16 protein-coding genes are annotated in these 16,397 nt (G+C 66.7%); 10 read left to right on the top strand and 6 right to left on the bottom strand.

Translation table 11 applies throughout. From position 1 onward, the window contains the following. Positions 1-63: 63 nt before the first annotated feature. On the bottom strand, positions 64-837 hold the full coding sequence (locus tag G6N25_RS23270; RefSeq protein ID WP_083075194.1) for a TVP38/TMEM64 family protein: 774 nt from the start codon (positions 835-837) through the stop codon (positions 64-66). A gap of 184 nt (positions 838-1,021) precedes the next feature. Here G6N25_RS23270 and mutA point away from each other — a divergent pair, with 184 nt between their 5' ends. The 7 genes from mutA (at position 1,022) to G6N25_RS23235 (ending at position 11,083) form a co-directional block, all read left to right on the top strand. Continuing rightward, positions 1,022-2,899, top strand: a complete 1,878-nt coding sequence (gene mutA / locus G6N25_RS23265) for a methylmalonyl-CoA mutase small subunit (RefSeq protein ID WP_083075192.1) — start codon at positions 1,022-1,024, stop codon at positions 2,897-2,899. 5 nt (positions 2,900-2,904) lie between these two features. Beyond that, positions 2,905-5,157, top strand: coding sequence for a methylmalonyl-CoA mutase (scpA, locus tag G6N25_RS23260; RefSeq protein ID WP_083075190.1), 2,253 nt, complete (start codon positions 2,905-2,907; stop codon positions 5,155-5,157). 82 nt (positions 5,158-5,239) lie between these two features. Beyond that, positions 5,240-6,211 (top strand): methylmalonyl Co-A mutase-associated GTPase MeaB, encoded by a 972-nt coding sequence (meaB, locus tag G6N25_RS23255; RefSeq protein WP_083075188.1) that lies wholly within the window; start codon positions 5,240-5,242, stop codon positions 6,209-6,211. Positions 6,212-6,274: 63 nt separating this feature from the next. Next, complete coding sequence (lipL, locus tag G6N25_RS23250; protein WP_083075186.1) at positions 6,275-7,561, top strand: esterase/beta-lactamase LipL; 1,287 nt, start codon at positions 6,275-6,277, stop codon at positions 7,559-7,561. 204 nt (positions 7,562-7,765) lie between these two features. After that, positions 7,766-8,905, top strand: coding sequence for a hypothetical protein (locus G6N25_RS23245; protein ID WP_083075184.1), 1,140 nt, complete (start codon positions 7,766-7,768; stop codon positions 8,903-8,905). A 163-nt stretch (positions 8,906-9,068) separates the two neighbouring features. Beyond that, positions 9,069-10,136, top strand: coding sequence for a hypothetical protein (locus tag G6N25_RS23240; RefSeq protein ID WP_083075243.1), 1,068 nt, complete (start codon positions 9,069-9,071; stop codon positions 10,134-10,136). 80 nt (positions 10,137-10,216) lie between these two features. Next, entirely contained in the window at positions 10,217-11,083 is an 867-nt protein-coding gene (locus G6N25_RS23235; RefSeq protein WP_083075182.1) for a peptidylprolyl isomerase, read from the top strand. Between the two features lie 27 nt (positions 11,084-11,110). Here G6N25_RS23235 and G6N25_RS23230 read toward each other — a convergent pair whose 3' ends face one another. Both G6N25_RS23230 and G6N25_RS23225 read right to left on the bottom strand, forming a co-directional pair. Beyond that, positions 11,111-11,671 (bottom strand): MarR family winged helix-turn-helix transcriptional regulator, encoded by a 561-nt coding sequence (locus G6N25_RS23230; protein ID WP_083075180.1) that lies wholly within the window; start codon positions 11,669-11,671, stop codon positions 11,111-11,113. A 468-nt stretch (positions 11,672-12,139) separates the two neighbouring features. Further along, a complete protein-coding gene (locus G6N25_RS23225) occupies positions 12,140-12,334 on the bottom strand; it encodes a hypothetical protein (RefSeq protein WP_142272736.1) in 195 nt (64 codons plus the stop codon). 228 nt (positions 12,335-12,562) lie between these two features. On the opposite strand from G6N25_RS23225, the gene G6N25_RS23220 reads away from it, so the two are divergent. Then, positions 12,563-12,862 carry a PE family protein gene (locus G6N25_RS23220; RefSeq protein ID WP_083075178.1) on the top strand — a complete coding sequence of 100 codons (300 nt, stop codon included), beginning with the start codon at positions 12,563-12,565 and terminating at the stop codon, positions 12,860-12,862. Between the two features lie 56 nt (positions 12,863-12,918). Next, a complete protein-coding gene (locus G6N25_RS23215; RefSeq protein ID WP_232065991.1) occupies positions 12,919-14,070 on the top strand; it encodes a PPE family protein in 1,152 nt (383 codons plus the stop codon). 84 nt (positions 14,071-14,154) lie between these two features. Here G6N25_RS23215 and G6N25_RS23210 read toward each other — a convergent pair whose 3' ends face one another. Continuing rightward, positions 14,155-14,403 (bottom strand): hypothetical protein, encoded by a 249-nt coding sequence (locus G6N25_RS23210; RefSeq protein WP_083075175.1) that lies wholly within the window; start codon positions 14,401-14,403, stop codon positions 14,155-14,157. 293 nt (positions 14,404-14,696) lie between these two features. Between G6N25_RS23210 and G6N25_RS23205 the strand changes: the two genes are divergently transcribed. After that, a complete protein-coding gene (locus G6N25_RS23205; RefSeq protein ID WP_232065893.1) occupies positions 14,697-15,497 on the top strand; it encodes a sulfotransferase family protein in 801 nt (266 codons plus the stop codon). Between the two features lie 207 nt (positions 15,498-15,704). Here G6N25_RS23205 and G6N25_RS23200 read toward each other — a convergent pair whose 3' ends face one another. Together G6N25_RS23200 and G6N25_RS23195 are read right to left on the bottom strand one after the other, a co-directional pair. Continuing rightward, positions 15,705-16,052 (bottom strand): type II toxin-antitoxin system PemK/MazF family toxin, encoded by a 348-nt coding sequence (locus tag G6N25_RS23200; protein WP_083075171.1) that lies wholly within the window; start codon positions 16,050-16,052, stop codon positions 15,705-15,707. Further along, positions 16,039-16,269, bottom strand: coding sequence for a ribbon-helix-helix domain-containing protein (locus tag G6N25_RS23195; protein WP_083075170.1), 231 nt, complete (start codon positions 16,267-16,269; stop codon positions 16,039-16,041). The genes G6N25_RS23200 and G6N25_RS23195 overlap by 14 nt, the downstream gene beginning before the upstream one ends. Between the last annotated feature and the right edge of the window lie 128 nt (positions 16,270-16,397).

The following is a 16,397-nucleotide window of genomic DNA, read 5'->3' as shown; positions in this document are numbered from 1 at the left end:
ATGACGGGTTGCCCTTTCGATGGCACGCATTCGCCAATCGTTCAGACTCGCGTTCCCGTGAACCTAGCCGACGACGGCCGGTTCGGGGGACGGCTCTTCGCCGCGCGAGGCGCCCTGTGTCGCGCGGCGGTGGTGCCGCCGATAGTGGCGAATCTCGATGACCAGGCCCGTCAGCCCCAGACTGGCCGTGCACAGCGACACGAGAAACAGCAGCGAGCTGGGGTGGCCGGCGAGCGCGTCGCCGAGGATCACCACGGCGGTGGTGCCGGGCAGCAGGCCGCCGAGCGTGGCCAACGTGTACGGCAGCAGGCGCACGGTGGACGCGCCGGCGGCATAGTTGATCGCCGAAAACGGCACGGCGGGAATCAATCGCAGCGACAGGATGGCCAGCCAGCCCCGTTGCCGCAGGCGCTCGTCGACCGTGTCGATCGATCGGTGGCGAACCAGGCGGTTGAGCCGCCAGCCGGCCGCGCGCACCAGCAGCATCGCGATCACCGCGCTCGTGGTGCTGGCGACCACTGCGATCGCCACGCCCGACATCGGGCCGAACAGCAGCCCGGCGGCCAGGGTGAACGCCGTCCGGGGGACCGGCACCACCGTGGCCACGACGTGCGCGCCGAGGAACGCCAGCGGGAACCAGGGGCCCACCGATTCCGCCCAGTCCCGCATCTGCACCGGCGTGGGCAGCGGAAGCCACGTCGCCGCCGCGATCACGACTGTGATGCCGACCACTGTCGCGATCGCCCGGGGCCAGGACAGCCGGCGCGCGGCCGCGCCCATCGCGCCGCCGAGATCGCGCAGCGCCCGGGTGATTTTGCTGGTGGCGGAGGCCGTCACGCCTGTCAAGGGTACGGGGCCCAGATGAATAACTCGTATCCCGAGGCTGGCGTTTCATCGGCGCCCCGAGCCGACCCCGCCGTTTTTAGCGACGAGCCCCGATCAATTAGCCTCATTAGTACGTGGCAGACCCCGAGCAACCCCACACAACACTGCCATGTGCTGGGAAATAGGGAGCAAATCGGTGTCCATTGATGTACCCGAGCTCGCCGACCTAGAACAGGTTCGCGGGCGCTGGCGCACGGCGGTCGCCGGGGTGCTGTCCAAAAGCACCCGGAAGGACCCCACGGAGCTGGGCGACCGGCCCGAGCGGCTGCTGGAGACCCCGACCTACGACGGGATCGCCATCCGGGCGCTCTACACCGCGCTCGACGAGCTGCCGGAACCGCCGCTGCCCGGCGAGTGGCCGTACGTGCGTGGGGGCGACGCGCTGCGCGACGTCAAGTCCGGATGGAAGGTGGCCGAGGCCTTTCCGGCCGACCGGGTCGCCGGGGTCGCGGCCAAGGACGTCAATTCGGCCGTGCTCGACGCGCTGGCCAACGGGGCCAGCGCGCTGGTGCTCCGGATAGGGGAGTCCGGCGTCACCCCCGACCAGCTCGAGGGCGCCCTCGACGGCGTGTACCTGAGCATGGCGCCGGTCCTCCTCGTCGCCGGCGCCGACTACGCCGCCGCCGGCGACGTCATGCTGGCGCTGGCGGCCCGGGTGGAACCCGAACAGCGCGCCACGCTCTCGATCGACCTGGGCGGCGACCCGCTCACCGCGTCGCTGAGCGACCGTCCCGCGCCCGCGCTCGGCGAGGTCGTCACGGCCGCCGAGCGGGCGTCGCGTCATTGCGGCGTGCGGGCGATCACCGTCGACGGGCCCGCCTTCCACAACCTGGGCGCCAACGCGACATGGGAGCTGGCCGGCACGGTCGCCGCCGGGGTGGCCTACCTTCGGCTGCTCACCGAATCCGGGCTGACGGTCGGCGAGGCGTTGCGGCAGATCAGTTTCCGGCTGGCCGCCGACGACGACCAGTTCATGACGCTCGCCAAGATGCGGGCCGCGCGCCAACTGTGGGCGCGGGTCGCCGAGGTGCTCGGCGACCCGCAGGGCGGCGCCGTCACCGTGCACGCGGAAACGTCGCTGCCGATGATGACCCAGCGCGACCCGTGGGTGAACATGCTGCGCTGCACGCTGGCCGCGTTCGGCGCGGGCGTCGGCGGCGCCGCCACCGTGCTGGTGCTGCCGTTCGACGCGGCGATCCCGGGCGGCTTTCCCGGCACGGCGCGCAGCTTCGCGCGCCGGATCGCCCGCAACACCCAGCTGCTGCTCCTGGAAGAGTCGCACGTCGGCCGGGTGCTGGACCCCGCCGGCGGATCGTGGTTCGTCGAGGACCTCACCCAGCGGCTGGCGCAGCGGGCCTGGGAGCATTTCCAGTCCATCGAGGCGCACGGCGGATTCGTCGGCGCACGCGCGTACATCGCCGAGCGGATCGCCGAGATCGCCGCGCGACGCGCCGACGACATCGCGCACCGCCGCACCGCGATCACCGGTGTCAATGAATTCCCGAACCTGTCCGAACCGGCGCTGCCACACGGTGATTCGTCGGCCTCGCCGCTGGCCGCCGGCAACCTGGCGCGCTACGCCGCCGCGTTCGAAGCGCTGCGCGACCGCTCCGATGCCTTTCTGGCCCGCACCGGTTCACGCCCGCGGGCGCTGTTGCTTCCGTTGGGCCCGCTGGCCGAGCACAACATCCGGGCCACGTTCGCGACGAACCTGCTGGCGTCGGGCGGCGTCGAGGCGGTCAATCCGGGCACCGTCGACTCCGCCGCTGTCGCGGCGGCCGTCGGGGACGCCGGGTCGCCGGGCGTGGCGGTCATCTGCGGCACCGACCAGCGCTACCGGGACGAGGCCGCGGGCGTCGTCGCGGCGGCCCGTGGGGCCGGTGTGTCGAGGGTGTACCTGGCCGGACCGGAAAAGGCGGTGGCGGATGCCGAGCACCGGCCGGACGAGTTCCTGACCGCGAAAATTGATGCGGTCCAAGCCCTTTCGAATCTTCTCGCCCGGTTGGGAGCGTAGCCGCAGTGACCACCACCGCATCCGTGATCGGCAACTTCGCCGAGGTCCCGCTGAACGGCGAGCGTCCACCGCGGCCGCCCACCGAAGCCGCAGTGGAACACCACGTCGCCGCGGCCGCGGCGGCGCACTGGTACACCCCCGACCAGCTGCGGTGGCACACGCCGGAGGACATCGACGTCAAGCCGGTGTACATCGGCGCCGACCGGGCCGCCGCGGCGGCCGACGGCTACCCCCTGAACAGCTTCCCCGGCGAACCGCCCTTCGTGCGCGGCCCGTACCCCACGATGTATGTCAACCAGCCGTGGACGATCCGGCAGTACGCCGGATTCTCCACCGCCGCGGAGTCCAACGCGTTCTACCGCCGCAACCTGGCCGCCGGCCAGAAGGGCCTGTCGGTGGCCTTCGACCTGGCCACCCACCGCGGTTACGACTCCGACCATCCCCGCGTCCAGGGTGACGTCGGAATGGCCGGCGTGGCAATCGATTCCATCCTGGACATGCGGCAGCTGTTCGACGGCATCGACCTGTCGGCGGTGAGCGTGTCGATGACCATGAACGGCGCGGTGCTGCCGATCCTGGCGCTGTACGTGGTGGCCGCCGAGGAGCAGGGCGTGCCGCCGGAGAAGCTGGCCGGCACCATCCAGAACGACATCCTCAAAGAATTCATGGTGCGCAACACCTACATCTACCCGCCCAAGCCGTCGATGCGCATCATCTCCGACATCTTCGCCTACACCAGCGCCAAGATGCCGAAGTTCAACTCCATCTCGATCTCCGGCTATCACATCCAGGAGGCCGGCGCCACAGCGGATTTGGAGCTCGCCTACACCCTGGCCGACGGGGTCGACTACATCAAGGCGGGCCTGGACGCCGAGCTGGACATCGACAAGTTCGCGCCGCGACTGTCGTTCTTCTGGGGCATCGGGATGAACTTCTTCATGGAGGTCGCCAAGCTGCGGGCCGGCCGGCTGCTGTGGAGCGAACTGGTCGGCCAGTTCAGCCCGAAGAGCGCGAAATCGCTGTCGCTGCGCACACATTCGCAGACCTCCGGCTGGTCGCTGACCGCCCAGGACGCCTTCAACAACGTCGCGCGCACCTGCATCGAGGCGATGGCCGCCACCCAGGGCCACACCCAGTCGCTGCACACCAACGCGCTCGACGAGGCGCTGGCGCTGCCCACCGACTTCTCCGCCCGCATCGCCCGCAACACCCAGCTGGTGCTGCAACAGGAGTCGGGCACCACCAGGCCCATCGACCCCTGGGGCGGCTCCTACTACGTGGAGTGGCTGACCCATCGGCTCGCGCAGCGGGCCCGCGCGCACATCGCCGAGGTCGCCGAGCACGGCGGCATGGCCGCGGCCATCAGCGACGGCATCCCCAAGCTGCGGATCGAGGAGGCCGCGGCGCGCACCCAGGCCCGCATCGACTCCGGGATCCAGCCGGTGATCGGCGTCAACAAGTACCAGGTCGAGGAGGACCAGGAGGTCGAGGTCCTCAAGGTCGAGAACAGCCGGGTGCGCGCCGAGCAACTCGCCAAACTGCGCGAGCTGCGGGCGAGCCGCGACCAGGCGGCCGTCGAGGCCGCGTTGGCCGAGCTGACCCGCGCGGCCGCCGCGCACGGCCGCGCGGGTGCGGACGGGCTGGGCAACAACCTGATGGCGCTGGCCATCGACGCGGCCCGGCACAAGGCCACGGTGGGGGAGATCTCCGATGCGCTGGAGAAGGTGTATGGCCGCCACCAGGCGGAGATCCGTACCATCGCCGGGGTCTACCGTGACGAAGCCGGAAAGGCCACCAACATCGCCAGCGCCATCGAGTTAGTCGAGAAGTTCGCCGAGGCCGACGGCCGCCGGCCCAGGATCCTGGTGGCCAAGATGGGCCAGGACGGCCACGACCGCGGCCAAAAGGTGATCGCGACGGCGTTCGCCGACCTCGGGTTCGACGTCGACGTCGGGTCGCTGTTCTCCACGCCCGAGGAGGTGGCCCGCCAGGCCGCCGACAACGACGTGCACGTCGTCGGGGTGTCGTCGCTGGCCGCCGGGCACCTGACCCTGGTGCCGGCGCTGCGCGACGCGCTGGCCGAGGTGGGGCGGCCCGACATCATGATCGTGGTCGGCGGCGTCATCCCGCCCGGCGACTTCGAGGAGCTGTACGCCGCCGGGGCCGCCGCCATCTTCCCGCCCGGGACGGTGATCGCCGACGCCGCGATCGGCCTACTGCACAAGCTCGCCGACCGGCTTGGGTACGACCTGGACTAATGGTTGCCGCGAAACTGTATTCCACGACGCCGCTACTCGAGGAATGCGTCGCTAGTTGCAGCCTCGCGTGGTGGGGGGCCAGATGACGCCGGAACGTTTGGCCAAGGCCATCCGCGGCGGCGATCGCGCGGCCCTGCCGCGCGCCATCACCCTGCTGGAGTCCACCCGCGCCGACCACCAGGAAAAGGCCCAGCGGCTGCTGCTGGAGCTGATGCCGCACTCGGGAAACGCGCACCGCGTCGGCATCACCGGTGTGCCCGGGGTGGGGAAGTCCACCACCATCGAGTCGCTCGGCATGCAGCTGATCGGGCACGGCCATCGGGTCGCGGTGCTGGCCGTCGACCCGTCGTCGACGCGGACCGGCGGCTCGATCCTGGGCGACAAGACGCGGATGGCGCGCCTGGCGGTGCACCCTGACGCCTACGTCCGCCCGTCGCCGACCTCGGGCACGCTGGGCGGGGTGGCGAAGGCCACCCGGGAGACCATCGTGCTGCTGGAGGCGGCCGGGTTCGACGTGATCCTCGTCGAGACCGTCGGCGTCGGCCAGTCCGAGGTGGCCGTGGCCAACATGGTCGACACCTTCGTGCTGTTGACCCTGGCGCGCGCCGGCGATCAGCTGCAGGGCATCAAGAAGGGCGTGCTGGAGCTGGCCGACGTCGTGGTGGTCAACAAAGCCGACGGCGAGCACCTGGCCGAGGCGCGAAAGGCCGCGCGCGAACTGTCCGGCGCGATCAGATTGATCCACCCGCGTGAGACGCTGTGGCGCCCACCGGTTCTCACGATGAGCGCGACGGAGGGGACCGGCCTGACCGAGCTGTGGGACACCATCGAGCGCCATCGTCAGGTGCTCACCGAGGCCGGCGAGTTCGACGAGCGCCGGCGGGCCCAGCAGGTGGACTGGACCTGGCAGATGGTCCGCGACACGGTCGTGCACCGGGTGCTGTCCAACCCGGACGTGCGCAAGATCCGCGCCGACGTCGAACGCCGGGTCAAGGCGGGGGAGCTGACCCCCGCGCTGGCGGCCCAGCAAATACTGGACGCAGCGTCTCGCTAACGGAAAGGTAAATTAATCTTTGTTTGCCGTCGGGCAGTATGAAATCCACGTAAATTCGAAAGTGTGACGGTGGAATCATGGGTCGATCGCCGCGCGGTCCCTCCCCACGATGGCCCTGACGCGGGCCATGGTGTGTTCGGCGCGGCGGACCCACACTTCGATTGCGTCGTGCGCAGCTTTTCCACCATGTTCCCCGGGCGTCGGTTCGGTGGCGGAGCACTGGCGGTGTACGTCGACGGGCAACCCGCCGTCGACGTCTGGAAAGGCTGGGCTGACCGGGGCGGTCACGCGCCGTGGTCGGCCGACACCGCCCCCATGGTGTTCTCGGCGACCAAGGGAATGGCCGCCACGGTCATCCACCGGCTCGCCGATCGCGGGCTGATCGACTACGAGGCCCCGGTTGCCGAGTACTGGCCGGAGTTCGCGGCCAACGGCAAGGCGGCACTCACCGTGCGCGAGGTGATGAGGCACGCCGCCGGCCTGTCGGGCCTGCGGGGCGCCACCCGGGAGGACTTGCTGGATCACGTCGTGATGGAAAGCCGGCTGGCCGCCGCGCCTCCGGGACGGCTGCTCGGCAAACCCGCGTACCACGCGCTGACCTTCGGTTGGCTGATGTCGGGGCTTGCCCGGGCGGTGACCGGGCAGGGCATGCGCGCGCTGATCCGCGAGGAGCTCGCCGAGCCGCTGGACACCGACGGCATGCACCTGGGTCGCCCGCCGGCCGAGTCCCCGACCCGGGTCGCCGAGATCATCATGCCGCAGAGCATCGTCGCCAACCCGGTCGTCGACTGCGTGACGCGCAGGGTCGCCAACGAGCTGTCGGGCGCGTTTCGTTCCATGTACTTCCCGGGCATGATTGCCGCCGTCCAGGGCGAGGTCCCGCTGCTGGACGCGGAGATTCCGGCGGCCAACGGGGTCGCGACGGCCCGCGCGCTGGCGCGCATGTACGGGGCCATCGCCAACGGCGGTGAGATCGACGGCACCCGGTTTTTGTCCCGCGAACTGGTGGCGGGCCTGACGGGCCGGCCGAGCCTGCGGCCCGACCGGAACCTGTTCGTGCCGTTGGCTTTCCACCTGGGCTACCACAGCCTGCCGATCGGGAACGTGATGCCGGGCTTCGGTCACGTCGGGATGGGCGGTTCGGTCGGCTGGGCCTACCCGGCGGAGGGGATCGCGTTCGCGCTGGTGCACAACCGGCTGCTGACGCCGTTCGTGGCGACCGATCATGCCGCGTTCGTCGGCATCTACAAGCTGATCCGCCAGGCCGCCGCCAAGGCCCGCAAGCGCGGGCTCGCGCCCGTCCCCGAGTTCGGCGCGCCGTTCCCCGAGCCCGGGGCCGTCGCCGGCTGAATCCGCAGGCGGGCCGGTGCGCCTCCCGGTGGTCGACGTGTGATCCCACGCACATCGCACGGCCCCGACGTGCGCCGACCTTGATAAGGCCAGCCTAGCCTCAATTAGCTAAGGCAAACCTATTGTGTCGCAGAGGGCCCCCAGGTAGCGTCCATGGCGCCCGTGGTGGCGGACGTCAATGGCTGAGTACCTAAAGGAGATGCCGTGCAGCTTGCCCTTCGTTCCGATTCGACCGGCCAGATTTTGCGGGCCGGTCCGCACAAATTACTGGTAGCCGGTGCCGCCATGGTCGGCGCCAGCCTGATCGCCGTGACGCCCATAGCCCCCGCCCCCGTCCCGGTCGAGATCCAGCAGCGGGCGGTGGAACTCACCAGCGGGATCGGTGATGTAGTCACCGACTACCAAGATGTCTTCAATCAATCGGTCGCCAACCTGCAGATCCTGGGTAGCCAGGCCGAGATTGCGATTCCCGGACTGCTGGACCAGATCGGCGGCAACCTGTCGGGCTACGGCGGCCTGATCAACGCCGGGCTGTTGGGCGCCCAAACGGGTTTGCAGAACGCGCTTTACGGCGGGTGGTACGGCGGCGACGACGGTTTCGTCTTCGGGCTGTTCGGGGGAAGCGTGACGCATGCCGGCGTTACGGAGACCGGAAGCACCCTGCAAGAGATCCTGACCTCGCTCGGGCAGGGCAACTTCTACGGCGCGTTCGGCTACTACGACGAGTGGGTGCTGGAAGCGATGGACCACACGCTCAAGCCCCTGCTGAGCCCGATCCTCAATACCGCTAAGGCCGGGGCGACGCCGACGCCGACGATCCCCGGCGAGATGCTGCAAACCTTGACCAATGTGTCCAACACGTTTTTGAGCTATTCAAACCTGAAAGCCCTCAGCGGCGCCCTGCTGTCTCCGCAGATCAGCGTCACCTTCGGGGCGTTACAGGATCTCGGCAAGATCGGCGGCGACCTGTCCACCGGGAACCTCGGGGGCGCGGTGACCGACGCCCTCAAGATGCCCGCCAACTTCGTCGGCAACCTTCTCAACGGCTACGTCAACCCGAGCGCCCTGTACAACCCCACGGGCCAGGCCTTCACCGGACTCCTCAATAGCGGCAGCCTGCTTCAGCAGCTGCTGGTGACCTGGCCCAACCAGCTCGCGCAGGCACTGGGTCAGTCTACGACGCCCGCAGCGGCTGTGGCCGCTGGATCGACGGCCGCCCAGCTCACCACAATGCTGGGCGCCAACGGCATTACCGGCCTGGCGAGCGGTCTCGGCGGCAATCTGGCTGGGATCATTCCCGGCGCGTTGCTGAGGATCGTCACCGCAGTGCTCGGCGCTCTCTGAGCAACACGCAGCGGCGGGGCGGGAAGGCCGAACTTCCCGCCCGCCGCATACTCATGGTCGGCGTATCACGACTAGATCGGTCATCCGCCTGTTACGTCCAAGGTGGACGCAAATCGCGAATTCGTCGACAGTGGGCGGGTTCTCATTTAAGCTGCCGAGCGTGATGTCTCGCACCCAAGAGTTCGACAACGATGATGACGACGACGATGACATCGACGAGCCGGATGATAAGAAAAACCTGAAGCGGGCATTGGGCGCGGTCACTTTGGTGGCCGCTTTGGCGATCATCCTCGCGGTCGTGTTGTTTTTCAACCACAGCGATTCCGGAAACGATTCGTCGTCAGCTCAGTCCGGGACGAATACGACCCAGACGGGGCCGCCGGTCGCCAGCGCCCATGACGTCGGGCCCGCCGTTGTCATCACCGACGATCCCAGCTGTGCGGCTTGGACGCAGATCAACAATTCGCTGGCCAACGACGGGCAGGGCATTTGGAACGATCGAGACCGATCGGTCCCAGCTTCGGCGTGGGACGACAAACAGCGTATGCAGTTTGCGGCCGCGGCTCAGTCGATGCGTGATGCGGCCGCGCAGACCGTCGGCCTGGTCAAGTTGACGCCTCATCGGATCATGCGCGAACTCTATGAGCAATTCATCGCTTACGCGTTCGCTTATGCCATGCATATCCCAAAATACGTCCCGGCTGACGACAACTTCGCCGGCACCGCTAACAGCGCGGCATCCGCACTCGGGGCGATCTGCAGTGCCATCACCGATGGGGCAGCGGCGGTGCGCGGTCCGATGGTGCCGCCCGGTGACTCACCGTCAAAGGTAGCGCCGGTGGGAAACCTGACAAACCCGGCACCCTTCCTCACCCGCCCCAATCCCACCTGCGCCCAATGGAAGTCGGCACTGGATCAGTTCGGCCGACAAACCGCCGCGTGGCGGAACATCGACCCAAATATTCCCGTCATGCTGTGGAGCAACGAGCAAAAGGCCACTAACTATGCCGCCGCACAGGTGATGAACACATTCGCCGGCCAGCTGGAGGAGCTGGGCCGCAGCAGCGGCAACCTCACTTGGCAGGATTTTGCGAGCCTCTCCGCCCAGTACCGCCGCGCTTTCGCGCTTGCCGTGCCGACCTATTCGCCGGCCGACAACCATCTGGCGAATGCGGCCAATTACCTGTCCACAACGGTCCTGGGAGCCTGTGCCGCCATTCAGGGCACCTGACCCGAACAACGAATCGCAGCCTTCCTGTGGGGAAGGATGCCCGGCCCTGGCTTACAGGCCGATCACGGAGGGATAGCGGCGTGTCGACGAACGAAGAGCGACGTGCGAAAGCCAAGCGCAAGCTGCAACGGCACCTGGAACGTCAAGCCCAACAGGAGCGTCGCCGCCGGATTTTGACCATTGTAGGCTCGTCGGTGGCGGTGGTAGTCGCCATTGCCGCAATAGCGGGCGGCATTTACCTCGCCAACCGCGATGACCACCACAAGGCAGCGGCGGCAACGAGCACTTCCGCGTCTCCCGCTGGAGGGGTAGCGCATCTTCCGCCGTTCACGCGGTCGGCGAATGTCGGCGCCGACTGCCAATACCCGCTAGCGCCCGAACCCGCCAGCAAACCGGTGGATCCACCGCGAGCGGGCAAGGTTTCCACTGACCCGCCTCAGACGAGTGCCAACATTGTGACCGACCAGGGCCCCATCGGCCTGCTCCTGGCCAACAACGAATCACCGTGCACGGTCAACAGTTTCACCAGCCTGGCCAAGCAAAAGTTCTTCGACGACACCCACTGCCACCGGTTGACCACATCGCCCAAACTGGGCGTACTGCAGTGCGGCGATCCCAAGGGCGACGGCACCGGCGGCCCGGGTTACCAGTTCGCCAACGAGTACCCAACCGATCAGTACAAGTCCGACGACCCTGCGCTGCGTAAGCCCGTACTCTATCCGCGCGGGACGCTTGCCATGGCCAATACCGGCGCCGACACCAACGGCAGCCAGTTCTTTCTGGTGTACAAGGACTCCCAGCTACCACCGGGATACACCGTCTTCGGCACCATCCGGGCCGACGGGCTGGCTACGCTGGACAAGGTCGCCAGAGCGGGCGTCGCTGGCGGCGGTCAGGACGGTGCGCCGGTCACCGGCGTCACTATCAAGTCAGTACAGGTCGGCTGATAGACGTGAGGTCCCGCGCCGCTTGCGTCAGGTTTCTGGCCCTCGCAGCGGACCGGGGTGCCGGGCGCGTCGAGTCGACAAATGAACAAGGTTCGCCGTCGCTTCGGAGTCCTTCAGCGCCTCCGCGATGCGGTAGCACCTGTCTTCCATGGCGCCGACCTGGGCCTGCGACATCTGGGAGAGGAAGATCTTGCGGACTTCCCGGGCGTACGTGACCATGGCGTGCTCCGCCACCACCCGACCTTTCTCGGTGATGGTGGCGATCACCCCGCGCCGATCGGTGGGGCTGACACAGCGTCGCACCAGATCCTGACCTTCGAGACGACGGACTTTCCTTGTGACATGCGTTGGGGGCGAGGGCAGCGCGGCGGCCAGGTCGCCCATGCGGGCGCTGCCGCCGGGGGAGTTGCTCAAGATCTGCAGCAAATTGACGTCGCCCAGCGATAACCGGTGGGCCTCGTCGAGCCTGCCGTTCAGGACGGCGTACACGTGGATGGCCGCAGCGAGGAAATTCTCCCATGACTTCTGTTCGGCTATATCCAACCCGGGAATGTCGCTGGCGGTTCGGCCGCCGATGAGGCCGTTCATGGATGCCGATGGTAAGCGACGAACCATGCCAAGAGAAGGCGAATCGGCAATTCCGTTGGAGCAGACGTACCGGCCCGCCCCCCGAACTCACGAATATCAGTGCCGCATAACCAAACTACGCCGCAGGACTCACTGGTTCCTTACAGGGTTCTTACCGGCAACTATTTTCACCTTGAAACAATCTAACCCGGGTAAATGTTTGCCGACGGGGCTGCGCTAGGGCTATGATCAGTAGATCTGGTCTACGAGCGCGTTGCCTGAGGCGGGAAAGCGGTGCGGGCTTGGGGCTTTAACTCGGAACCGCACATTAAGAGGCGATGTCTTCGATACTGTGCGGACACACGTCAGATTGTGGCGGAAAACGTTGGAGGAGACGGAAATGTGGCTAGCGCTTCGTCGCCGAGCCACCGGCGGCGTGGCCGTTGCGGGCGTCGATCTCCTGGGCGACGTTGTGTTGGCCAAAGGCCTTCAAGCGTCCGAAAGTGTGCTGTACACGTCTGCGCTGACCTGGATATTGCGGTCAATGGGTTGGGTAAGAACATGAGGAAAGATTCGGATTTCGGCGAGTGTCCCGACACTATTGGTGATGCGACGGAAGCCGGCGGTTCTCTTGGCGCCGAAGTCAATTGGCGGCAAGGGGGGGCTTGCCTGCAGGTTCAGCATTGCTCCAACGCAACACATGAGTCGGTTCGCCGCGGCTGGCAGCGGCCCCGAGGCTGTCGAGCTCGGTTGTCTTGTCGACCATTCCGGTGGCGGCACCCCTAGTCGGATGTCCTACGTGGATCATAAGCGCGCTGCCATGTATCGGGTGTGGAATATGTTCTGCGACAAGGAATTAAATGATATCCGCCGAGCAGGGAGCTGGGCGGCTGTGGTGAAGGAGGTGGGGGCGTGTCCTTTGTGATCACGCGACCGGAATTGTTGACCGCCGCGGCGGGCAATTTGGCTAACATCGGTGTGTCGATGACGGCGCAGAATGCGGTGGTGGAGGGTCCGACGACGCAGCTGGTGGCGCCGGCGGCTGATCAGGTGTCGGCGTTGGTGGCCACGCAGTTCGCTGCCCATGGGCTGGCGTATCAAACGGTTGCGGCGATGGCTAGCCAGATTCATGACGCATTTGTCGCCGCCATGGCCACCGGTGGGACGTCGTACGCGGTGGCCGAGGCGACAAATGCGGCTGCGGCCGGTTAGGAAGGACGGTCGCCGTGTATTTCGCGTTTTTTCCGCCGGAGGTTAATTCGGGGTTGATGTACGCGGGGCCGGGGTCGGGGCCGTTGGTGGCGGCGGCCGCGGCGTGGGATGGGTTGGCTACCGATTTGTATGCCACAGCGAGTTCGTATCAGTCAGTGATTGCGAATTTGAGCAGTGGGTGGTCGGGTCCGTCGGCGATGGCGATGGCCGGTGCGGCCGCTCCGTATGTGTCGTGGATGGGTACGACGGCGGCGGCGGCGGCGCAGGCCAGTGCCCAGGCGAGCGCGGCGGTCTCCGCGTACGAGACGGCGTTTGCGATGACGGTGCCCCCGGCGGTGGTCGCGACGAATCGGGCGTTGTTGGCGGCGTTGGTGGCCACCAATATTTTGGGTCAAAACACTCCGGCGATCGCGGCGACTGAAGCTCAGTACGTGGAAATGTGGGCCCAGGACGTGGCGGCGATGAATGGGTATGCGACCTCGGCGAGTGGCGCGGTGCAGGTGCCGGCGCTAAGTGCCCCGCCGTCGATGACGAATGCGGCGGCTGCGACACCGGCGCAGGGCATCGTCGATGGGGCGAGTGTGTTGGCGGCGTTGACGACTCTGGGTGTCCAGACGCAGGCGGCGTTAGGTTCACTGTCGGCGTCGCCCCCGGTGGCCTGGCTGTTGAGCACCACCGGTCTGAGTTCGTTGTTGAATGGGGGCGGATTCAGCCAGTCGTCGCTGTATTCCCTGGAGGCTGCGTACTACATGGTGAGCATGGGGCAGCAGCCCATTTCGTTGCTCACGAACATGAGCAACTCGACGGCCGGAGCGACGGGGGCGACGGGTCTGACAGGCAGCGATGGCCTGCTCACGAGCATTGGTGAGCTCGTGGACGGCAAAATGCAATTGGTGGTCGGCGGGGTGACCAATCAGCTCACGTCGTGGGGGACGGCGATCTCGGGCCAGTTGTCGCATGCGGCGCAAATCGGTGGATTGTCGATTCCGCCGGGCTGGTCGACGGCGGCTCAGGGGGTAGTCCGCGCGGCGCCGGTGCTGCCGCCAAACAGTGTGGCCACCCCGGCGTTATCACAGGCCTCGGCCATGCCGTCCAGCCCCTTCGCCCAGGCGCTGATGGGAGCGCTGAGCGGACGTGGCGTCGGCGGCATCGCCAGCAAGATGCCGGCGGCCGGCAAAGTCATCCCCCATTCGCCAGTTGGCGGCTGATTAAATGCTCTGTGGGTCATTGCTCTTCGCCTCGACTTGGCCCGCAGTCGCATGGAAGTCCAGTGACTGCTGACTGGCCACCTGCTAAGTGGGTCGCTGCGCCGCTTTCACCAGGCCTTCCTCGAGCGCTCCGAGGATGTTAACGACCTCCAAGTGCGAGCCGACGAGCAGGGCTAGTAGCTGCCGGTGGGCATTGAGTTGCTCGTCGAGGGTGGTGGAGCTTTGGTCGATCTCGCTTTGGCTGATCAGGAAGTCCTTCAGGGCCTGACTGCCGGCCATCTGCTCGGGAACCTTCATGCTCCGCAGCGCGGCGGCCACATTGGGGTCGGTCATGATGCTTCTCCTGACGTCTATGCTGTAACGCTGCGAGCGTAATCGACCGCCTGGGGAATGAAGGTGCGAGTTTCGGATTTATACCGAAAGCGAGTGCCGCTCTCCTTTATGCTGTTTGCATCCTGCAACAGATGATTCAATCCGGCAGCTTTCCGGAGGCGCCTTCTCCGGACGATTCGGCCACCATCGGCGAGGCGGTTGCGAGCCGCGATCAATTACCATCTAGTGGGCATTACACGACTCGATGTCCGCGGGCCACCCGACGGACGGTTAAGGAGAGCCCCATGGCATCTATGCATTTCATCTCGGGTCTCCCACGGTCGGGTTCGACGTTGTTGGCGGCGTTGTTGCGGCAGAATCCGCGGTTTGAGGCTGGGATGTCGGGTCCGTTGGCGGGGCTGTTCGGTGCGCTGCTGAGTCAGATGAGTGCGCGCAATGAGTTTTCGGTGTTCATCGATGACGCTAAGCGGGAGCGGATCCTGCGTGGGTTGTTCGATGACTTTTATGCCGATTGCCCGGCGGAGGTGATCTTTGATACCAGCCGTGCGTGGTGTGCGTGGATGCCGGCGATCGAGCGGCTGTTCCCGGAGGCGAAGGTGATCGCCTGTGTGCGGGAGTTGTCGTGGGTGGTCGACAGCATTGAGCGGTTGATCCAGCGCAATATCTTTAGCCCGTCGTCAATTTTCAACTATCAGCCCGATGGCACGGTGTACACCCGCGCCAATGGCGTGGTGGCGCCGGATGGCATGGTCGGTGGTCCCTACGATGCGCTGAAGCAGGCGTGTTATGGCGCGCAGACGGATCGGCTGTTGTTGGTCCAGTACGAGACGCTGAGCACGGATCCGGCCAAGGTGATGCACGCCATCTACGCGTTTTTGGGTGAGCCGGCCTTTGAGCACGATTTTGGCCACGTCGATTACGACGTCACCGAGTTCGACGAGCGCGCCGGTACGCCGGGGTTGCACACGGTGCGCGGTACGGTCAAGGCTGAGCCGCGGGCGACGTTGTTGCCGCCGGATTTGTTCAATCGTTTTGTCAATGACGCGTTTTGGCGCAACCCGCTGGACATCCCCGAGGGGCTGCAGGTCGTCTGAGCGCGGCGGACGGCCGGCCGACCGCCGACGTCACCGGCCAGCCTGTCGACGTCTTGACGTGAGTTTCCTTGCTGTGCAATAGGATTCAGGTCACGTCGGTGCGGTCAAGTTGTCGCTGAAAGCAGGCAAAGCGCTCACCGGCCAGCGGCATTCGGCCAGCTTGCCGGCGGCCAAAGCGCTCGGGTAGCGCCGATGCGCGCTGGCTGCTTAGAGCGTCAGATGGAGCCGCAGCGCATCGTCAATCGCGGCAAGTTCGGCCGCCGAGACCTGGCCAATGCGGCGCAGCAAGCGCTGTGCCGCAATAGAGCGCACCTGCTCGGCCTGTGCCTTTGACTCGACGGCGAGTCCACTTGTCGCCGCCGACAGTGGCACCTGAAATGGATAGATTTTGTCGATGTTGCTGGTTACCGGCACCACGGTGACGACGCCGCGGCCAAGGGATGTCGCTGCGGCATTGGCCCTGTCGTTGCTGACGACGACGGCGGGGCGCTGCTTGTTCGCCTCGCTGCCACGGGCGGGTTCCAGGTCGACCTGCCAGATGTCACCGCGGCGCATCGCTCACGCCGTCCCCGACGGTCGCCTCCCATGCCTCGGCATCCTCGGCAGCGGACCACTGTGCCCAGGCTTGGGCGTAGTCCTCCTCGAGCGTGGGGTGGCGCAGCATTTGTACCGCGCGTTGCAAACCCGCCGACCGCGTGGGCAGGCCGGCTTTCTTGACGTAGGCGTCCAACACGGCGATGTCTTGGTCGGAGAGGCTCACGCTCAGTTTCATACCATGATGCTACCCAGGTAGTATCGCGGTAGCAACGATGCGGCCTTGGTCGTGAGTCGCCGAACGTGACGCCATGGTGTCGCCCGGTCCGGATTTTCGCAGCCACGTCACGCTCGCGGACAGCGACA

Origin of the sequence: Mycobacterium heidelbergense, from assembly GCF_010730745.1 — a bacterium.
Taxonomy (GTDB): Bacteria; Actinomycetota; Actinomycetes; order Mycobacteriales; family Mycobacteriaceae; genus Mycobacterium; species Mycobacterium heidelbergense.
This window is presented reverse-complemented; position numbering and strand designations above follow the sequence as displayed.

Coding starts and splice junctions, on each gene's coding strand:
- G6N25_RS23200 (WP_083075171.1), bottom strand. CDS start 16,052: ATGCGCCGCGGTGACATCTGGCAGGTCGACCTGGAACCCGCCCGTGGC.
- G6N25_RS23240 (WP_083075243.1), top strand. CDS start 9,069: ATGTCTCGCACCCAAGAGTTCGACAACGATGATGACGACGACGATGAC.
- G6N25_RS23215 (WP_232065991.1), top strand. CDS start 12,919: ATGTACGCGGGGCCGGGGTCGGGGCCGTTGGTGGCGGCGGCCGCGGCG.
- G6N25_RS23210 (WP_083075175.1), bottom strand. CDS start 14,403: ATGACCGACCCCAATGTGGCCGCCGCGCTGCGGAGCATGAAGGTTCCC.
- G6N25_RS23195 (WP_083075170.1), bottom strand. CDS start 16,269: ATGAAACTGAGCGTGAGCCTCTCCGACCAAGACATCGCCGTGTTGGAC.
- G6N25_RS23225 (WP_142272736.1), bottom strand. CDS start 12,334: ATGCTGAACCTGCAGGCAAGCCCCCCCTTGCCGCCAATTGACTTCGGC.
- meaB (WP_083075188.1), top strand. CDS start 5,240: ATGACGCCGGAACGTTTGGCCAAGGCCATCCGCGGCGGCGATCGCGCG.
- G6N25_RS23230 (WP_083075180.1), bottom strand. CDS start 11,671: ATGAACGGCCTCATCGGCGGCCGAACCGCCAGCGACATTCCCGGGTTG.
- G6N25_RS23205 (WP_232065893.1), top strand. CDS start 14,697: ATGCATTTCATCTCGGGTCTCCCACGGTCGGGTTCGACGTTGTTGGCG.